Origin of the sequence: Hufsiella arboris (assembly GCF_009834875.1) — a bacterium.
GTDB classification, from domain to species: domain Bacteria; phylum Bacteroidota; class Bacteroidia; order Sphingobacteriales; family Sphingobacteriaceae; genus Hufsiella_A; species Hufsiella_A arboris.
Map to the genome: position 1 here is coordinate 82,095 of NZ_WVHT01000007.1, position 18,887 is coordinate 100,981.

Below are 18,887 nucleotides of genomic sequence, written 5' to 3' on the forward strand. Positions count from 1 at the left end.
TTAAAATAAACACGAACTTTTATTAGAGAAAAACGACTGAAAACAACACGATCAGGCAAATTGAGATAAGTGATTGAAACAATATCGCAACTAACAATCTCATGCGTTTCGAGAAATCAATTTCTTCAGCTAAATGGTGGTGGCTCATGTCTTCTGATGCATGTTCCTGATCTTCTGTATATCTTGTTAACGCGTTTTCAGAAAAAAGAACGTTTGTTACGGGTTTGCCCTTGTGATCGGTTAAACCTGTAACGTCTGTATTTACAGATTCCATTGCGTTAATTACAAGGCTTAAATTCTGAGTTTTAAAATTCATTTCTGTTTTCTGTGAAGCTGTTCCGGCATGTAACTGGAAAGCGAAAAATAATCCCAGGGCATATACTCCGAACTTTGCTGCTGTGATTGAAACTAAGTGTAAAAATGATAGCTTTTTCATGACTTTTTGATGTTTTGATTTACACCTCAAAGTTCATTTTGGCAGCTACGCGCATCCACCGGAGAAACACCCTATCGCTCTCGTGTTTTCACATAAAAAAAGGGTGAAAACACGGGGTGCGTCCGAAAAATTTCATCACTAATTTTAATGTAATTCAAACCTTTTAAAAATTAGTGTTATGAAAACGAGTCAGATTAACAAAATCAGAGCAACATTGAAAGGGCTTTTTGTCCTTTTAACTTTTGTGTTAATTTCAGCATGCGGTGATCCGAAGCAGAAAAACTTAAACGAAATAAATGCAAGTAGTTTGGCTGCGGATAGTATTAATTTTGCTGCTGATTGCAGTATATCGCCATCATTTTGCACAACAGATCCAGATCATTTAGACGAAATTGACCCTACAATACCAATCTCAGATACCCAAATTAATCATCTTGTCAATGGACTTTCTGATTATCCCTTCTTAAAAAACGATAGGGCTTTAAAAAAACACACCAACCTTGTCAAAATATTAAAAAAAGGCTTATTCCTAAGCAAAGCGTCTTTGGAGCAAATTCTCCATGACACCCAAAATCCTAACATCAAGGGAGTTCGAATAATTTTTGGGATCAACTGTCGAAAGAGTGGAGGATATGTCCACTTCACTGCTATTTACGCAGGAGATGACGGTGCTGCATCCGCACTAGCAGAAGACAGTACACAAACAGATGTAGCTAAGGCGTTAGTTGGCAAAAAATTCGATGGCGTTCCGCCTCCAGGAAATTAACAATTAACTTCATATACAAATACTAACTAACATTATGGAAAATCTAGGAACAATTATTATTGCCCTCGCAATCGGGCTTATTTTAGGTTACTATTATGGAAAACGTATAAAGCCCGTAGAGCCGGATGCTACGCGTATCCCAGATCAAATTCCTGCTACGGAACGTCAAGGCTTTGCAAGCCGTTTACCTAACATTGATAGGCACAGGATCGACGATCAAACAGCCAGAGATATGATTAATCGATGCATCAGCGGCTTAGATGAATTAGCCAGCTGGCCGTCACTTCAGGATCTGTTGCATTATGGATTCTACCTCGACAATAACCTTGTCAGAACATTAGTGTCTGAATCAAGATCAGAGGAACTCGTGTTTTATTTCGGTATCCGTGAGCCATCCGAAGGCACTTCCGAAAGGGGTGAATACTCAATGGTATTCTTCTCTGCAACGCCTGAAGAACGGGCCGCCTATACGAGCTACAACACCTTCGATGTGAATTCATTCAATAAACTGATCGCAGGCAAAATATTATTAGACGGAGTTCCACCTCCGAAAAGCATTGAACCAAAACCCTGATAGCAGATGATTCTGTATTGGATATTACTGGGAATTATCTTCCTTTCATTTGTGACCGGACTAATCCGTTTCAAACAGCATAGTATCGCTGGTAAGATATTATGCTGTTTGATTTTTTCCGGGTTGATAAACCAGTGTATCGGAATGTATCTGGGTGATAAGACATTGATCAACTACCATATATTTTTTATTTTACAATATGTCCTGGCGACATTGTTCTTCTATTATTCGTTCTCCCGCCTGGAGATCAAAATATTTAGTCTTGTTTTATTGATACCAGTTTGTATCGCAGGTGTGATTAACAGCGTTTATTTTCAAAAGGCCCATACATATCCATCAAACTTTGCTTTGATATCACATAGCCTCTTTTTATTGTATTCGCTGCTTTTGTATATTCAAATGATCAATTCGCCAATTAAACTTAACCTGTTTAAACAAAGCATTTTCTGGAGCGCAACAGCCTTTCTGGTCTTTCCGGTGCTCATGCTGTCGAGTATCGGCTTGTATAATTATTTCGAACGGCACAAGCTTGACGAAACTTACATATATATGCTTTTTTACATCGCCAACTACATTTTTTATATCTTACTTGGAGCAGCATTGTGGTTTGACAGAAAATAGAAGTTATGAGAAGATCACCGGAACAAGCTGAAATATACCTTTTATTCTTTCTGGGGATATTTGTGTTTTCATGCCTGGTGGGTTTTATCATCTATTTTATTTTCGTGTACCGAAATAAACAGTTAAAAAATGACCGGGAAAAAGACCAGATGGTCGCGCAATATCATCAGGAACTTTTGAAAACCCGTATCGAGATCCAGGAACAAACTCTTAAACATATTTCAGATGAAATCCATGACAACATTGGGCAGGTACTGTCTTTCATCAAGCTTAACCTCAGCCAGGCGAAAAACCTGGACAGCGGTCAGAAACAGGAGAAGATTGATGAAAGCCGTGAGCTGATCAGTCATGTAATTGTCGATCTTCGAAATCTCTCGCATAGTTTAAGTTTTGAGCATATTGTTAAACACGGTCTTCCGGAAACGATTAAAAACGATGTTCAGACATTGCAAAACACAGGCGCTTACGATATAGATTTTATTATCTCGGGTCAGCATTATTCCCTGGATCAACGAATTGAACTTGTATTATATCGAATTTTTCAGGAAGCAATTAATAATATCATTAAGCACTCAAAGGCTAAACATCTGAAAATCAGCTTGCAATATTTTCCCGAAATGTTTAATTTAACCGTTGAAGACGACGGTTTAGGTTTTAATGCCGGGGAAATTTTAAAAAATTGTGAGGGGAATGGTTTAAAAAATATCAGAAACAGGGCCAGCCTGATTGGTGCATCAATGGATGTGAATAGCTCACCAAATGAAGGTTGCCAAATTACTATTAGCTTAAATCCGTCAGGAAATTCTCAAGTTAACGATAATGAGGCAATACCAAGTGGCTCTGGTTGATGATCACCGGCTTTTCCGAAACGGTATGGCTTCGTTAATTGGCAATTTTCCCGAATACATTGTTTCGCTCCAGGCGTCTAACGGCAAAGAGTTTATTCAGAAAATAAGCAAAAAATTCAAGCCTGATATCGTTCTTCTTGATCTCGACATGCCCGAAATGGATGGTATCGCCACAACTGACTGGCTGCACAAAAACTTCCCCGAAATTCACGTGATTATTCTTTCTATGTTCGACAATTCGGAAAAGATTTTAAAGCTGGTTGAGATGGGCATTAAGGGCTATCTTTTAAAAGATTCGGACATGGATGATTTTAAGCGTGCCTTGGATACGGTGTCGAAAGACGATGTTTTCTTTCCGTCATTTGTAACAAAACATATGATGCAGAAGCTTAAACCTCCTCCCAAGACCAATGGAGAAGTGACGCTTAATAAACGTGAAACAGAGTTCCTTATCTGGAACTGCAGTGAGCTAACTTACAAGGAAATTGCTGATAAAATGTGTATCAGCATACGAACCGTTGATGGTTATCGCGATCAGTTATTCGAGAAATTGCAGATCAAAAATAGGGTAGGATTGGTGCTATATGCGATTAAGCATAAACTAGTAGAAATGTAATAAGTCGATATTTTTTTGGTTTTCGTAATTAACGTTTTTTAACAGTAGCCTCTCTAAACTAATCATCCTTTCTTCCAGTCGAATATTCAAACAACAGCAAAACAAAGGACGTCCGTGTTTACTGTTAATTTAAAATGAAGAAAGATGAAAAAACTTTTAATTATGTCTGCTCTTGTTTTATCAAGCTTTGTATACAAAGCAGCAGACGCTCAGATCAGGATCAATGTTAACATTGGCAATCAACCAGAATGGGGACCTTATGGCTATGACCGTGCCGATTACTATTACCTTCCGGAAATTGGTGCATATTATAATGTAGCACAACGTAACTATACTTATCAGCAAGGAAACAGATGGGTTACAAAAACCTCGCTTCCATCGCGATATAAAAACTACGATTTATACCGGTCATATAAAGTTGTAATAAATGACCGTAATCCATGGATAAACAATAATGTTTATAGCAGTAGGTACGGCTCATATAGAAACAGACACGATCAGCGCAGCATTCGCGACTACAATAATAACGCTAAATACGCAAGGGATAATGATAGAGATCAGAGAAGGGATAACAGATGGGACGGTCATGATAATCGGGGTAAGGACCGGTCAAGATAGTCAGTTATAACTTAAAGAGAGCCGCCAGCTATAGGCGGCTCTCTTTTTGTGGCTAAATGCATATCTCACCCAACCCCGTCAGGAAATTTTCGTTGAGGAGAAGCAATAACAGAGAGGTACTTTGATTGATGGATAGCATCGGCTGCACAACAGAAGTGGTTTGAGGTTGAATAATCTTAAACACTTTCTTCCACATTTGCACTGATAAGTCTTTTTGTTTAGCACTCAATATTTTTAAGCGTTCGGAAACCTGGGAATTGTAAATGGGGTCGGCAAGCTTATCCAGCAATTTTTCCGCTTGTTCAAAGTCGTTTAAGTCCTCCACCAGGCCTTCTTCAAAGCCGTAATCTTTAACAAGCATTCGGTATTTATGCGACCAGCTTGTAGCCATACAGGGTACGCCCTGGCTCAATGCACTTACAACTCCGTGGAAACGCGAGCACACAACAAAGCGGGCTGTTGAAATGATTCCTTTGATTTCCAGCGCATTATCTTTAATAACAACATCCAGCGGATTTTCCAGCTCTTTATTTAGCTGATAAGCTAGTTCGGCATCTTTTTTCCCTTCATGAATTAAAAAGTAAGGTATAAAACCTTTTGATCGAATTTTTTCAATTATAAATTTTAAAAATCCAAAGTAATGATCTTTACCTACGACATCTTCTTCGATCATTTTATAATTGGGAATAACAGCTACTTCATTTTTTGACGGATCGAAATCGGAGGGAACAGATCCACTGATCAGATTTGTAAAATCCGGTGACTGTATAATGTGAGGCGATTGCTGTACACCTGTCAGATAATCGAACGATTCTTCTTCCCTCGCTACAATCAAATCTGCGTTTGAAATGATTTTTTTCATCACTTCTCTGATCGGTTCGGTTGAAAACGGCCCGAATGCCTGCGGTAAAAGAATGATCTTTTTTCTTTTAGCTTTCCATTCGACTATTTTATTTCCTAATCGTCGTTGAGCATATTCCGCGCCCCACTGATCTCCAAAGGCGAAACCAGAAGCATCGATCACAATGTTAATCTCATCTTCTAAAACGATACCCAATTTTCTGCGAAAAAATCGGGGGATAAGTTTTCCGATAAAATTCAATTTCCGGGAGCTTAGTTTAATCGAAATATCAAAATGCTTTAACTTTTCGGCAGGAACTCTTGGGCTTTTATGCATACAGATTACGACACTCTCATTGTAATCTTTTATCTGCTTAAAAACTGCGTGCAGCATCAGTTCGGCGCCTTTGTTTACAAAGTCCACGCCCCGTAGCTCAATAATCATAAGTATGGTAGATGTAGTGTGTTACTTGCTTGCTTTAAGCAGTTACCTGCAATTTACCACTTATAATATATTTTAAGATGTTAACTAGTAGTTGTGTATTGTTACGTGAAATTTTAATTTTAAAACTATCATTAATCTCAGTTACAGCTAAAAATTACCTATTTATCGGCGTAAATTCATCGAACAGTTTGTTTATGTTTTCGGTAGTTAACCTGCCGCTATTAATAATTATCCGATACTTAAAAGTTACCGCCTCTCCGGGTTTTAGCACCAGGTTCAAATTTTCTTTGCCATTGCTAAAAACCTTTTGGCCAAGCGGGTTGGCCGCAAACAGTCCATAGCCCCTTGCGTGCCAGTACGTTGGATAACCGGGATTTTGAGGATTGTCTAAAATTGCAATTGAAACGTCCTGGCCCTCGACCGTTCCGTTTAAAACACACCATTTACCACGTGTTCCCCAAACATCGTTCCCGGTCTTACCTTCGCTGCTTAAGTAGATACCATTAGCTTTGTATTGGCCGGTTGTTGAAAGCGTTGTTTTATTGCCATGTATATCGGTGAATTCCTGTGGTTTTTCGAGAGGCGATTCCAATTCACCGGTTACTCTTATTGCCAAAAAACCGTCTTTAACATCTGCAAATTTTACAGTGTCCTTTTGAACAGTTAATGTTGTGGTGCGGTCAATCACCTGCATTTTTTCTGTTCCGGAAAACGAGAAAACAGTTTGTTCTCTGAGCAATACTTTTTTGTCCTGGTTGTTCCAATCGGCTGAATATTGCAACTCGCCTTTGTCTCCACTTTTAGCTTTCTCTACTTTGACATTTGTGATCCAGCCATATTTGGATTTTTTATCAGCAGGGATTGCATATGAGTTGTTCCAAAAATCCAGACCATTGACACTCTCGTAGTTCATCCATAAACCAATGTGATGCGGATGATCTGTCCGCTCGCCAGCCTTGGTTTCAAGTGGAAATTTCCTGGTTAAGGTTCTTCCCGAAACCGTATTAATGGGATATAAAAATGGCTTTTCAATGGTGTCTGGATAATGAAACGACGTAAATAATTTTCCGCCGATTAAAACGTCAACTTTTTTCGCAGACGTATTCGAATTAAGCTGAACCGGTAAATTTTGGGAGCTGGCCGTAAAGCCAGTTCCCAAAAAAAATAATGCAAGTATTTTTAAATTGAAAGTCATTTTAGTAACCTGTGTTTTGACCGAAATTATTCGTTGTTCTGTCTATCTGATCTTGTGGTATTGGTCGTAAAACATGGAAAGGCTGTATATTTTTCTTGCCCTCGTCATTGTAAAGCTTTACGCGTTCAACAAGTTTTCCTGTTCTGTTCAGATCGAACCAACGACATAACTCACCAGATAATTCTCTTCCACGTTCATTAAGTAAGGTATCAATGTTCAGTTTATCCGGGGTTAAATCCATGAGTGCCTTTTTGCCCGGATAAGCGGCGCGTTCACGAACTTTGTTGATGTAAGTAGTGGCTTCAGCAAGGTTTCCAGCTCCGATATATGCTTCTGCAACCATCAGATAAGTATCCGCCAGGCGATATGCGAGGTAATCACGCGAACCTACATCGTCATTAACAGCAGACCGGGTTTTATCCATGAACTTAATTAGCGATGGATATTTGGTTTCAGTATAATCCTTCGGCAAAATAACGAGGTATGGTTTTTTTGCAACTTCTTCGGGTGCCAGGTTTTTACCAGGCAGCCAGATTGCTGTGTCACCAACTGCAAATTTAGGTTTGCCGGCCGCGTCCTTTGGTATGTTTGCAGCGTTGTTACTGATCCAAGCAACTTTAAAACTTTTGTTATAGCGTGAATCGACCGTGCGATCACCAAAATTTGCGAGCGCGAAATTAGTGGGCCTTAAACGCTTAAAGCATTTCCCGTTTTCAAGATCACGTACCATGCCAGGTAAAATATCGTATTGCATTACGTAATATGGATGCATACGGTTACCATTTCCATCGTTCAGCTTATCAGTGGTGTATTGAACAGCCCATATAACTTCTGCATTTACTTCACCCGCGCCTTGTTTAAAAATGTCGGCAAAATCATCCAGCAATCTGAAATTATAGTTGTTGATCACATTTTTTCCTAATTCTGCAGCTCTTGCAAAATCAGTGGGCTGGGCGGCTTCAGGTATATAAGCCCGGGTAAGCAGAACTTTGGCCAGTAAATTTTCAGCAGCTGGTTTCGTTGCACGCCCGTAATCAGCTTGTGTAACCGGGAGATTAGCTATCGCGAATTCAAGGTCGGCTACGATCGCATCATATACTTCCTTAACGGATGATCGTTTTGCTTCTGTTGTAATTTCCGAATTCTCCTTAAGCGCCAAATGGATCGGCCCAAAGGTTTGAACCAAAATAAAATAATATTGTGCACGCAGCCATCTGGCTTCTCCGATACTTTTATTTTTAGTGGCATCATCAATACCGGGAACAGAAGCCGCGCGATCTATTACAATGTTGCAGGTGTTGATTGTTGTGTAAAAGTTGTTCCAAAGATCCCTGACCATTGCATCACGCGAATTCAATTTGGTATCGTATAAATCGTAATGTTTGAAGTCGCCATCGGCGCCGTGCGTATACATATCGGTGCCGAATTCTGTCAACGTCATACCCATTTCACCACTGGCGAAAAAAATACGCAAACCGCTGTATGACGCTTTTACAGCACTTTCAAATCCTGGTTTTGTATTGAGGTATTGTTCCGTAACGCCGGAAATAACTTCCTCATCCAGTATCTTTTTACAGGAAGGGGAGACCAGCAACAATACCATCGTAAAAACGGGCACTGTTATATACTTTAATTTAGGAAAGAATGTCGGTCTATAAAGCTTCTCAAACTGTTCGATAAGCCGTTTTGTAAGTTTTTTCATATTAAATCAAATGAGGATTAAAAACTAGCGTTTACACCAAAAATAAACGTACGCGTTGGTGGTGCATCTACGCTGATTGAAGTGCTTTGTTCACGTCCGTTGCTAGGGCCAACCGCAAACTCCGGATCAATTCCATGATACTTGTCACGATAAGATGAAAACAAAATAAAGGGTTGCTGAGCGCTGGCGTAGACACGCAACGATTGTATCTTTATTTTATCAATGACCTTTTTTGGTAAACTGTAGCCCAGTTGCATATTCCTAACTTTTAAGAATGAGCCATCGTAATAAGTTAGCGTGCTTACATAGTTTGGACGCTCCTGGTTTTTGTTCGGACGTGGATAATAATTACTAGGATTTTCAGGGGTCCAGTAATCTGCTGCTATTACATTGTATCTTCCGGCATACGTTCCGTTATCTGAATGGAAGTTGCTTCGTATCATGCTTCCCTCGCGAACGTAAATGAATGCGGAGAAATCAAATCCCTTATAGCTGAACCGGTTGGTGATGCCGCCTGTCCATTTAGGAATATCGGAGCCTAAAATTACACGATCTTTTGTCGCATCAATCGTTCCGTTTCCATCCTGATCTTTAATTTTTATTTCACCTACTTTGGCCGAGTATTTTGCAGCTTCTGCGGCTTCGCTGGTCTGCCATACGCCGATCCGCTCAAAGTCATAATAAACAGTTAACGGTTGTCCGATAAACCAGCTGTTTCCGATATCGTCTGCTGTCCCGTCATAAAGGCTGACAATTTTCTCACGGTTAATCGTTACGTTGAGTTCTGTGCTCCATTTAAAACCGCCAGGAGTGTCGAAATTTATTGACGAAAGCGATAATTCTACCCCTTTGTTTTGTGTGGCTCCGACGTTCTGCAGCACTGTGCTATATCCTCCGGTAATTGGAAGTTGCCGGGGCATTAACAGATCAGTGGTGTTTTGGCGATATAGGTCAACCGAGCCGTTCAGGCGATAATTGAAAAAGCTGAAATCTAAACCAAGGTTAATCGTTGAGGTTGTTTCCCATTTTAAATCAGGATTGGTAATAGCGGTAGGAGAAAAACCGAATGCGCTGGCGCTGCCGAATGCGTAAACGGTTCGGCCTAAGGCGCCCTGAGTGGCATAAGGACTAATTCCTGTGTTGCCGGTCCGGCCGTAACCGCCCCGCAATTTCAAATCGTTTAGGAATTCTTTGTTTTTAAGGAAATTTTCTTCTTTTAGTCTCCACGCAACAGCGAAGGAAGGGAAGAAGCTCCACTTATTTCCGGGTGCGAAACGCGAAGAACCATCGGCACGGCCGGTAAGGGTGACCAGGTACTTATCTTTAAAACCATAGTTTAAGCGCCCCATGAAAGATTCAATTGTCCATTCAGTTAAATTACTTCCGACACTTGTTATTGTGGTAGCATTTCCGAGGTTATAAAATTGCTGGGATTCAACAGGAACACCTTCAACGGCATCTGAATAATTTTCAGTCCGGTCATTCTGAATACTGTATAAAGCCGTTGCTCCGATTGAATGATCTTTTATCTGCTTTTTATACGTCAGAATATTTTCTAAAGTATAAGAAAAGTTGTTGGTGTTAGCAGTAAACGCCTGCGGTTCTCCTAAATTTCGCGCGTTGGTGTAACGGCCGACGAACCTGCCGTTACGGGTAGAATAGTAGCTTGGACCGAAATTGATATGAAATGCAAGTCCATCTATTATCTGGTATTCACCGAATATACTTGCAAAGATCCGAGTACGATTTAGTTCATCGACATTTGCTCCCGGAACAACTTCCGATAGTGGATTTGACAGTAAAGCATCATTCGAATTCTTGAATACCAGGTTACCATTTGCGTCATATGGCACTGTTAGCGGGCTGTTGACGAGGCTTTGGCCAAGGTAATTTATTGAGGCGCCATTTCTTTGTCCGAGAGTGGCAATTGTAGATAAGCCAATTTTTATTTTTTTTCCAATGTTCTGGTCCAGGTTAAGCTTAAGGTTGAACCGTTCGAAATCAAGTCCGTCTATAACACCTTTTTCATCGTAGTAATTAGCGGAGGCTGCATACTTTGTATTATCATTTCCTCCGAGGAAGCCCAAATAATGTTGCTGCTGAAAGCCATTTTCCAGGATCATGTCCTGGTAGTTAGTATTACGGCCTGTTTTCATGGATTCAAGTTCAACAGGTTCGAATACGGTTGTTGTTTTGAATGTAGCCGGGTCGTCAATTATAGCTCCCGGATCGTTTGGATCATATTGTCCTATCGCACGGTACGCCTCCCGTTTGTAGCTGGCAAATTTATCGCCTTGCAGTATATCATATGAACCGAGCGGTGTCGAAAACCCCGCATAGCCTGCGTAAGAAACAGAAGGTTTAGACACTTTTCCGCGTTTCGTGGTAACAAGAACAACGCCGTTCGCCCCGCGTGAACCATAAATCGCCGTTGCGGATGCGTCCTTCAAAACGTCCATTGACTCGATGTCATTAGGGCTGATATCTCCGAGATCGCCTGAAAAAGGAATTCCATCAACTACATATAAAGGGTCGTTTCCGGCCGCAAACGAACGTCTTCCCCTGATGCGTACAACAACTCCGGACCCTGGTTTGCTGCCGTTACTTGCTACGTCGATCCCTGCAATGCGTCCCTGCAATGCCTGTTGCAAATTGGCTACCGGAAGTTCACTGATTTGCTTGGATGAAACTGACGCAACCGCACCGGTTATATCGCTTCTTTTTTGTGTGCCGTATCCAACAACCACTACCTGCTGTAAGGAGTTTTCATGTGGCTTGATTTGAATGTTAATGGTTGTCCTGTTTCCGACTTCGGCTTCTTTCGGATCATAGCCAATATAGGTAAATACCAGGGTGGCAGTTGAGGCGGCATTTATTGTGTAATTTCCGCCGGCATCGGTGACGGTCCCGGCTGTCGCCCCTTTGATTTTGACAGATACGCCGGGGAGCGGTCCGCCGTCGTCACTGGAAGTTACCCTGCCTGTAACTTTCTTGTTTTGTGCCGTAACAACCACGCAAAATAATAGCATAGCCGACAGCAGTAAGAGTTTAATTGGTCTCATACGTTGTTTAGTTTTGGTTAGTAAAATAGAGACAGGTTTCGGTTACCCTGCCCCGAGGTTTATTTATTATTGGCGTTTATGCAAACTGATACTTTTACGGTTTGATATCTGATAAAGTTGAGTTTCGGATAATCAGTTCGGTATTTAAAACATTTGTAACGGCTTTCCATTCGGAAACATCCCTTTTCATTTGCTCAAATAACGCATTCGTTGCGCACCGACCTATTTCATCTATAGGCTGGGCAACTGTTGTAAGGCTGGGCTCGACAAAAGAAGATACATACTCATTGCTGAACCCAGCGATCGCGATATCATCCGGAATTTTAAAACCCCTGGACTTGACAACTCTGATAGCTTCGATGGCCGTTGGATCATTAAAGGCAAATAATCCGTCGGGTGGCTGTTTCATATCCATTAATGCATTGACGCTATCTTTAATAACTGGCACCGTCAGGTCGCAAACTTTAATTAGTTCTTCATCAACAGGTATATCGTATTTTTTCATCGCGTCAAGATATCCGTTCATCCGGTTCTGCCCGATAAGCAAACACTGAGGGCCGGCGAGGTGGGCGATACGCTTTTTTCCAATCTTGATTAGATGCTCGACGGCCTGAAAAGCGCCATGGCGGTCGTCGACTATTATTTTAGGTACCTGCATTTCATTGCAGATCCGGTTAAAAAATACAAGCGGAATACCTTTTCGCTCAAATACTTTAAAGTGTTCGAAATCAGTTGTTTGTTTTGAAATAGAAACCAGCAGGCCGTCAACATGGTTGGCAAGCATAACCCTGGCATTCTCGACTTCCGTTTCATAGCACTCATCAGATTGGCTGATAATTACGCTGTAGCCATTTTGCGATGCAATCTTTTGTACGGCCATAACTACATGCGGGAAGAACGAATTTGAAAACTCCGGTACAATTACGCCGATAGTATTTGTTTTCCTTTTTACCAGGCTTAAAGCAATCAGATTTTTTTGATAATCGAGTTTGTGTGCCAGGTCCAGAATAGCTTTGCGTTTCTCCGGACTGACTTTCGGATGCCCCGTTAAAGCTCTCGAAACAGTTGATTTAGAGGTATTTAGTTGCTTAGCGATATCAACAATTGTTATTTGATGATGCTTCATAAATTTAAGTTGGTTAGTATAATTGGGGTTTTAAAGTTTTTAATTTAAAAAAAAATCGTGGGAATGTTCCCACGCATAGGGAACGTTCCCATACTATTTTTGACCGGTGGGATTTCAACAAAAAAAAATGCAACTTTATATTGCGATACCAATTTAATAGATCTGATTTTATTCAGTTAAACCTTTATTATACTTTATGAAAAAAACCATCGTGACTTTGGTATGCCTGGCTTTTGCTTCGCAATCATTTAGTCAAACTACAAAAGAACAATGGACACAATTATTTAACGGCAAAGATCTGAAAGGTTGGAAACAGCTTAATGGAAAAGCGACTTACCAGGTGAGAGGTGATGAAATTGTGGGTATTACTGTGCCTAATGAAAAGAATTCGTTTCTGGCAACCGAAAAAGAATATGGCGATTTTATCCTCGAGCTTGATCTTAAAGTGGACACATCAATGAATTCAGGAATTCAGATCAGAAGCCTGAGCTCTCCGGATTATCAAAACGGCCGTGTGCACGGTTATCAGGTTGAAGTGGATCCTTCAGCGCGCCGATGGAGCGGCGGACTTTATGACGAAGCGCGCCGCGGCTGGCTTTATCCAATGGATGTTAATCCTTCCGGGAAAAAAGCATTTAAGAATGGTGAATGGAATAAATATCATATTGAATGTATCGGAAGCAGTATCCGCACATGGGTTAACGGAATTCCCACCGCTAATTTAGTAGATGCAGAAACAGCAAAAGGCTTCATCGCACTGCAGGTGCACGAAATTTATAAGCCGGAAAATGTAGGTAAAGAAATTCACTGGCGAAACGTCCGTATACAAACAGCCAATCTTAAACCAAGGCCGCTGGATAATACGTTTGTTGTTAACACGATTCCAAACGATCTTTCTGCCCAGGAGAAAAAACTGGGTTACGTTCTGTTATTCGATGGGAAAACTTCAAACGGCTGGCGCGGAGCGTATAAAACCAGTTTTCCTGGTACTGGTTGGGAAATTAAGGATGGAGTACTTACGATCCGCGATTCGGGCGGAAAAGAAGGCGGAATAGGCGGCGATATTGTCACACAAAAAGAATACAGCGCTTTTGTGTTAAAATTCGATTTCAAGCTTACCGAAGGCGCCAACAGCGGAGTAAAATATTTCGTTACCGAAAACGAGAAAAGCTCGGGATCGGCCATTGGATTGGAATACCAGGTTCTTGACGATGACAAACATCCAGACGCTAAATTAGGAAGGGACGGTAACCGTACACTGGCGTCGCTTTATGATTTAATACCCTCACTAAAAATTGCAAACTCACGGCATAACATCGGCGAATGGAATCAGGGGATCGTAATCGTTTACCCGGATAATAAAGTGGAGCATTACCTTAACGGTCAGAAAGTCGTAGAATATCATCGCGGCTCACCGGAATATTTAAAGTTGGTATCCGAAAGCAAATACAAAATCTGGCCAAATTTCGGCATGGCTGAAAAAGGTCACATCCTATTGCAGGATCACGGCAATACCGTATCGTACAGAAGTATTAAAATCGACGTATTGAAATAAAACTATGGCATATTCAAGAAGAAAGTTTATAAAACAGTCGGCAATTGCGGCTGCCGGTACTTACGCTGGTACGCTTGGCTTTAGTGCAAAAAGTTATGCCCGGATTTTAGGAGCCAACGATCGTGTCCGGGTTGGATTGGTTGGATTTTCTGACCGCTTTCGATCTTCATTATTTCCGGCTTTCCTGGCAAGTAACAAGGAGCTTAACTTTGATCTTATTGCAGTTTCCGACATATGGAAATATCGCAGAGAGGAGGGCCAGGCCTATTTGAAAGAGAAAATGGGTCATGATATTACGGCCTGCGTAAATAATGACGAATTATACAATGTGAAGGATCTGGATGCGGTTTTTATTACTTCGTCTGATTTCCAGCACGCGCTGCATTGTATCGAAGCGGTAAAAGCCGGTTGCGACGCTTACGTAGAAAAACCCTTTGCTGAAACGATGGAAGATAACCGGGCCGCGCTGAAAGCGGTTAAAGAAACCGGGAAAATTGTTCAAATCGGGTCACAACGCCGAAGCGGAAGCAATTATAAAGCCGCCGAAGATTTTATCAAATCAGGCAAATTCGGCGATATCTCGATGGTTGAGCTAACCTGGAATGTTAATCAGCCTGGCAGATGGCGCCGGCCTGAACTGGTTGCTAAGCTAAAGGAACAAGATACCGACTGGAAGCGTTTTTTGCTAAACCGGCCTTACGAACCGTTCGATCCGAGGAAATATCTTGAATATCGCTTATTCTGGCCCTATTCCTCCGGTATGCCGGGACAGTGGATGAGCCACCAGATTGATACCGTGCACTGGTTTTCCGGTTTAAAACATCCGCGCAGTGTTGTGGCAAACGGCGGCATTTATACTTGGAAAGACGGCCGTAAAAATTGGGATACGACCACTGCTGTGTTTGATTATGGCCCATCGGGCGATCCATCAAACGGCTTCCAGGTTATTTTCAGTTCGCGTATGCAAAACGGTGATGAGCGCCCCGCCGAAATCTATTATTCAAATGGCGGTGAGCTGAATCTGATTACCAATACAGTTTCGCCGGAAGGTGGTTTAACCGAAAAGTTTGCATCGGCAATGAATATGAAGCCGAACCTGCTTCCCAATGTTACACTTGCCGATAAGTCGGTACAAGCGGTTGCTGCGGCAAATACCGGGGCAGATACCCTGGTACTTAATCACGTTAGAAACTGGATGGAATGTATTCGCAGCCGCAAACAACCTAATGCGCCGGTTGAAGCTGGTTACTATCATTCCATCGCAAATATCATGACTAACGCAGCCGTAAGAACCGGTACCAAGGCAACGTTTAACGAGAGTACGCAAGATGTTATGGCAGGAGGGAAAGTTTTTAAATATTGAATTATTAAGAAGCCGAACTATATTAGTTAGTTCACAGTTCCCGTTGGTTAAAAGAGGTCATATTCGCCCGAATGCGACCTCTTTTTGTTAGAACGTAAAAATCTTGTTAGATATGTATCGATACAGGATGCCACAGGACAATCTAACGTGTGGTAGTGCATACTTTTAGGATACGATAAATAACCAATTCATCTTCACAGATGATTACACCTAAATTAGGCAGGTGAAACAGCGTTTACTATTAGACCTTGTTGTTTCACGGACCTTACAGGTAATTGCATGCTTAAAAGAAATATCTTAACGATCACGCTATTTTCTGCTACTCTTTGGTTTTTCCCGGGAAAGAGTTTTGCTCAAAATTCCCTGGCATGGCCCGAAATAACTCAGCAGGCAAAGCCCTGGACACGCTGGTGGTGGGAGGGCAGCGCTGTTGATACAGTTAATTTAAAATGGATCATCAACGAATACAAAAACGCCGGCCTCGGCGGAATGGAAATTACAAGCATTTACGGTGTAAAAGGAGAAGAAAATAAATTTATCGATTTCACATTACCGAAATGGATGAATATGCTTGACTATACGTTAAAACAAGCAGAACGAGCCGGCCTCGGAATTGATATGGCGCAGGCGAGTGGTTGGCCATTCGGTGGGCCATGGGTGAAAAATGCTGATGCCAGTAAATACTTCGATTACAAGATTTACAAACTTAGCGGGGGACAAACATTGAAAGAACCCGTCATTTACGATCAAAAAGGTATTTTAAGACAGGAAGGGCAGAAAATAGATTTGGCTGTACTCAAAAAGCCGATAACTGCAAATGAGAACTTGCAGCTGTTAGCAATCGACCAGGTTCGTTACCCGGAAACGCTGCCAGCGGAAACACTGATGGCCTATTCTGAAAAAGGAGAGGTGCTAGATCTATCGGCTAAAGTAGGTAAAAACGGAATGCTTAGCTGGAAAGCGCCCGCAGGAAAGTGGACGCTCGTAGCTATTTTTCAGGGCCTTCACGGAAAAATGGTTGAACGCGCCGGTCCGGGAGGAGAAGGCTACGCGATTGATCATTTTTCCTTAAGTGCTACAAATAACTATTTAAATCATTTTGATCGGGCGTTTGCCGGGCATGATCTTTCTTATTTGCGGGGATTTTTCAACGATTCGTACGAGGTTGACGACGCGATAGGCGAAGCAGACTGGACACCTGATTTCCTTAGCCAGTTTAAATCGAGAAGAGGATATGATCTGAAAGGTCATTTGCCGGCGCTTGTTGGGTTGGCGTCGGCGGATGAGAACAAGCGTGTGCTTACAGATTATCGTGAAACAGTATCCGATTTACTGCTTGAACATTACACGATGGCCTGGCATAAGTGGGCCGCACAAAAAAGTAAGCTCATCCGGAACCAGGCGCACGGTTCACCTGCAAATATACTCGATTTGTATGCGGCAACCGATATCCCCGAAGCAGAGGGCGATGATGTACTGCGGGTTAAGTTCGCTTCCTCTGCCGCACATGTAACCGGCAAAAAATTGTCCTCATCTGAGTCGGCAACCTGGCTGAATGAACACTTTCTTTCTGGTTTGGGCGACGTGAAAAGAAAAATGGATATGTATTTCCTTGGCGGAATAAATCATACATTTTACCATGGGGCAAATTATACTCCAAAAGATGCTGCCTGGCCGGGATGGCTGTTCTACGCCGCTGTGCACTTTACTCCTGATAATACGTTTTGGGAAGATTTTCCGACGCTGAACAATTATGTTGCAAGGGTTCAGTCGTTTTTGCAACTGGGAAAGCCCGACAATGACGTGCTTGTTTATTTACCTTTTTACGATGCAGTAGCTATAAAGGGACGCTCGCAGCTTGTGCATTTCGACGGCATAGAACATGGATTCAAGGGTAGCTCATTTGATAGTGCAGCTAATCAGCTATACAAAGCAGGTTATTCGTTTGATTTTATTTCCGACCGCCAGGTTCAGAATACAAAAGCTGAAAATGGATTAATACGAACAGCCGATGTGCAATACAAAACGATTATTGTTCCGGCAGCTGAGCAAATGCCGCTTGAAACATTGCAGCACCTGGTTAAGCTGGCTGAAAACGGAGCGTCAATCGTTTTTTATCAAAAAATGCCGCAAGATGTTCCCGGTTTCAATGATCTGCAAAACCGGCGGGCTCAATTAGCAAAAATCATATCAGGTTTGAAATTTTCAGCTAAAACGGCAACGGTTGGCAAAGGGAGAGTTATGCTTGTTACCGACTTGAACGATCTAAAACTGCTAAACGTTTACGCCGAACCAATGACTGCCTCCGGTATCGAATTTATTCGACGCGCAAATGCAACAGGTAAATATTATTTCCTGGTTAATAAAAGCGGAAAAAATATTACCGGATGGGTTCAGTTAAACGCCGAAGCCAAATCAATCGCAGTATTCAATCCGTTGGTCGGCCAATCAGGTTACGGCGCTATAAGACACAAAAACGGAAACACAGAAATATATCTGCAGTTGAAAAACAGCGAGAGCGTTATTGTTCAAACATTCGATGACGAGGATCATGCAGCAAATTATCAATATCCGGAAGTTGCCGGAGAGCCGGTTTCCGTAAAAGGTTTGTGGACGATTGATTTTATAAATGGCGGTCCGAGTTTACCGGCACAGGTAAAAACCGAAAATCTTCGGTCGTGGACGGATTTTGAAGGGCAGGATTATAAAAATTTCTCTGGTACAGCTCGTTATTCGGTTAAGTTCGGTAAACCTAAAAGTTACTCTGATGCCTGGATTTTGAATCTTGGATCAGTTGAAAGTAGTGCGAAAGTATACTTGAATGGCAATTTGCTTGAAACACTTATTGGTCCGGATTATCAGTTGATTATTGCAACTTCGCAATTAAAAAAGCAAAATACACTTGTTGTTGAAGTCGCCAACCTGATGGCTAACCGCATCGCTTACATGGATAAAAATAACCGGCCTTACCGGAAGTTTTACAACATCAACATGTCGGCCAGGCTTAAAGAAAACAGGGGCGAAGATGGAAAATTTACTGCCAAAAACTGGACTCCGCACGCCTCCGGTTTAATCGGTCCGGTATCTTTAACCCCGGTAAAGTTTAATAAACCTCAATAA

The 18,887-nt window shown here is 41.7% G+C and carries 15 protein-coding genes; 9 read left to right on the top strand and 6 right to left on the bottom strand.

Going from position 1 to position 18,887, the window contains the following annotated elements:
* Positions 1–22: 22 nt before the first annotated feature.
* A complete protein-coding gene (locus GS399_RS14890) occupies positions 23–436 on the bottom strand; it encodes a hypothetical protein (protein ID WP_160845443.1) in 414 nt (137 codons plus the stop codon).
* Between the two features lie 178 nt (positions 437–614).
* On the opposite strand from GS399_RS14890, the gene GS399_RS14895 reads away from it, so the two are divergent.
* The 6 genes from GS399_RS14895 (at position 615) to GS399_RS14920 (ending at position 4,479) form a co-directional block, all read left to right on the top strand.
* Positions 615–1,202, top strand: a complete 588-nt coding sequence (locus tag GS399_RS14895) for a hypothetical protein (protein WP_160845444.1) — start codon at positions 615–617, stop codon at positions 1,200–1,202.
* A 34-nt stretch (positions 1,203–1,236) separates the two neighbouring features.
* Complete coding sequence (locus GS399_RS14900; RefSeq protein WP_160845445.1) at positions 1,237–1,776, top strand: hypothetical protein; 540 nt, start codon at positions 1,237–1,239, stop codon at positions 1,774–1,776.
* 6 nt (positions 1,777–1,782) lie between these two features.
* Positions 1,783–2,397: a hypothetical protein gene (locus GS399_RS14905; protein WP_160845446.1), complete on the top strand. Its 615-nt coding sequence runs from the start codon at positions 1,783–1,785 to the stop codon at positions 2,395–2,397.
* 5 nt (positions 2,398–2,402) lie between these two features.
* On the top strand, positions 2,403–3,245 hold the full coding sequence (locus GS399_RS14910) for a sensor histidine kinase (RefSeq protein ID WP_160845447.1): 843 nt from the start codon (positions 2,403–2,405) through the stop codon (positions 3,243–3,245).
* A complete protein-coding gene (locus GS399_RS14915) occupies positions 3,217–3,861 on the top strand; it encodes a response regulator transcription factor (RefSeq protein WP_160845448.1) in 645 nt (214 codons plus the stop codon). The genes GS399_RS14910 and GS399_RS14915 overlap by 29 nt, the downstream gene beginning before the upstream one ends.
* Positions 3,862–4,005: 144 nt before the next feature.
* Positions 4,006–4,479 (top strand): hypothetical protein, encoded by a 474-nt coding sequence (locus GS399_RS14920; protein ID WP_160845449.1) that lies wholly within the window; start codon positions 4,006–4,008, stop codon positions 4,477–4,479.
* A 52-nt stretch (positions 4,480–4,531) separates the two neighbouring features.
* On the opposite strand, the gene GS399_RS14925 is transcribed toward GS399_RS14920, so the two are convergent.
* The 5 genes from GS399_RS14925 to GS399_RS14945 form a co-directional block, all read right to left on the bottom strand.
* Positions 4,532–5,764 carry a polysaccharide pyruvyl transferase family protein gene (locus GS399_RS14925; protein ID WP_160845450.1) on the bottom strand — a complete coding sequence of 411 codons (1,233 nt, stop codon included), beginning with the start codon at positions 5,762–5,764 and terminating at the stop codon, positions 4,532–4,534.
* Positions 5,765–5,918: 154 nt separating this feature from the next.
* On the bottom strand, positions 5,919–6,959 hold the full coding sequence (locus GS399_RS14930) for a DUF6807 domain-containing protein (protein WP_160845451.1): 1,041 nt from the start codon (positions 6,957–6,959) through the stop codon (positions 5,919–5,921).
* A 1-nt stretch (position 6,960) separates the two neighbouring features.
* Positions 6,961–8,661 carry a RagB/SusD family nutrient uptake outer membrane protein gene (locus GS399_RS14935; RefSeq protein ID WP_202409475.1) on the bottom strand — a complete coding sequence of 567 codons (1,701 nt, stop codon included), beginning with the start codon at positions 8,659–8,661 and terminating at the stop codon, positions 6,961–6,963.
* Between the two features lie 17 nt (positions 8,662–8,678).
* Positions 8,679–11,723, bottom strand: coding sequence for a SusC/RagA family TonB-linked outer membrane protein (locus GS399_RS14940; protein WP_160845452.1), 3,045 nt, complete (start codon positions 11,721–11,723; stop codon positions 8,679–8,681).
* A 94-nt stretch (positions 11,724–11,817) separates the two neighbouring features.
* Positions 11,818–12,849 (bottom strand): LacI family DNA-binding transcriptional regulator, encoded by a 1,032-nt coding sequence (locus tag GS399_RS14945; RefSeq protein ID WP_160845453.1) that lies wholly within the window; start codon positions 12,847–12,849, stop codon positions 11,818–11,820.
* A gap of 196 nt (positions 12,850–13,045) precedes the next feature.
* Here GS399_RS14945 and GS399_RS14950 point away from each other — a divergent pair, with 196 nt between their 5' ends.
* The 3 genes from GS399_RS14950 to GS399_RS14960 all read left to right on the top strand — a co-directional run bounded on the left by GS399_RS14950 (position 13,046) and on the right by GS399_RS14960 (position 18,887).
* Positions 13,046–14,404, top strand: coding sequence for a 3-keto-disaccharide hydrolase (locus tag GS399_RS14950; protein WP_160845454.1), 1,359 nt, complete (start codon positions 13,046–13,048; stop codon positions 14,402–14,404).
* Between the two features lie 4 nt (positions 14,405–14,408).
* Positions 14,409–15,767 carry a Gfo/Idh/MocA family protein gene (locus GS399_RS14955; RefSeq protein WP_160845455.1) on the top strand — a complete coding sequence of 453 codons (1,359 nt, stop codon included), beginning with the start codon at positions 14,409–14,411 and terminating at the stop codon, positions 15,765–15,767.
* Between the two features lie 279 nt (positions 15,768–16,046).
* A complete protein-coding gene (locus GS399_RS14960; RefSeq protein WP_160845456.1) occupies positions 16,047–18,887 on the top strand; it encodes a glycosyl hydrolase in 2,841 nt (946 codons plus the stop codon).

What these genes read in the sequence shown, in the direction of transcription:
- GS399_RS14890 (WP_160845443.1), bottom strand. Translation starts at nt 436, where the DNA reads ATGAAAAAGCTATCATTTTTACACTTAGTTTCAATCACAGCAGCAAAG.
- GS399_RS14895 (WP_160845444.1), top strand. Translation starts at nt 615, where the DNA reads ATGAAAACGAGTCAGATTAACAAAATCAGAGCAACATTGAAAGGGCTT.
- GS399_RS14900 (WP_160845445.1), top strand. Translation starts at nt 1,237, where the DNA reads ATGGAAAATCTAGGAACAATTATTATTGCCCTCGCAATCGGGCTTATT.
- GS399_RS14905 (WP_160845446.1), top strand. Translation starts at nt 1,783, where the DNA reads ATGATTCTGTATTGGATATTACTGGGAATTATCTTCCTTTCATTTGTG.
- GS399_RS14910 (WP_160845447.1), top strand. Translation starts at nt 2,403, where the DNA reads ATGAGAAGATCACCGGAACAAGCTGAAATATACCTTTTATTCTTTCTG.
- GS399_RS14915 (WP_160845448.1), top strand. Translation starts at nt 3,217, where the DNA reads ATGAGGCAATACCAAGTGGCTCTGGTTGATGATCACCGGCTTTTCCGA.
- GS399_RS14920 (WP_160845449.1), top strand. Translation starts at nt 4,006, where the DNA reads ATGAAAAAACTTTTAATTATGTCTGCTCTTGTTTTATCAAGCTTTGTA.
- GS399_RS14925 (WP_160845450.1), bottom strand. Translation starts at nt 5,764, where the DNA reads ATGATTATTGAGCTACGGGGCGTGGACTTTGTAAACAAAGGCGCCGAA.
- GS399_RS14930 (WP_160845451.1), bottom strand. Translation starts at nt 6,959, where the DNA reads ATGACTTTCAATTTAAAAATACTTGCATTATTTTTTTTGGGAACTGGC.
- GS399_RS14935 (WP_202409475.1), bottom strand. Translation starts at nt 8,661, where the DNA reads ATGAAAAAACTTACAAAACGGCTTATCGAACAGTTTGAGAAGCTTTAT.
- GS399_RS14940 (WP_160845452.1), bottom strand. Translation starts at nt 11,723, where the DNA reads ATGAGACCAATTAAACTCTTACTGCTGTCGGCTATGCTATTATTTTGC.
- GS399_RS14945 (WP_160845453.1), bottom strand. Translation starts at nt 12,849, where the DNA reads ATGAAGCATCATCAAATAACAATTGTTGATATCGCTAAGCAACTAAAT.
- GS399_RS14950 (WP_160845454.1), top strand. Translation starts at nt 13,046, where the DNA reads ATGAAAAAAACCATCGTGACTTTGGTATGCCTGGCTTTTGCTTCGCAA.
- GS399_RS14955 (WP_160845455.1), top strand. Translation starts at nt 14,409, where the DNA reads ATGGCATATTCAAGAAGAAAGTTTATAAAACAGTCGGCAATTGCGGCT.
- GS399_RS14960 (WP_160845456.1), top strand. Translation starts at nt 16,047, where the DNA reads ATGCTTAAAAGAAATATCTTAACGATCACGCTATTTTCTGCTACTCTT.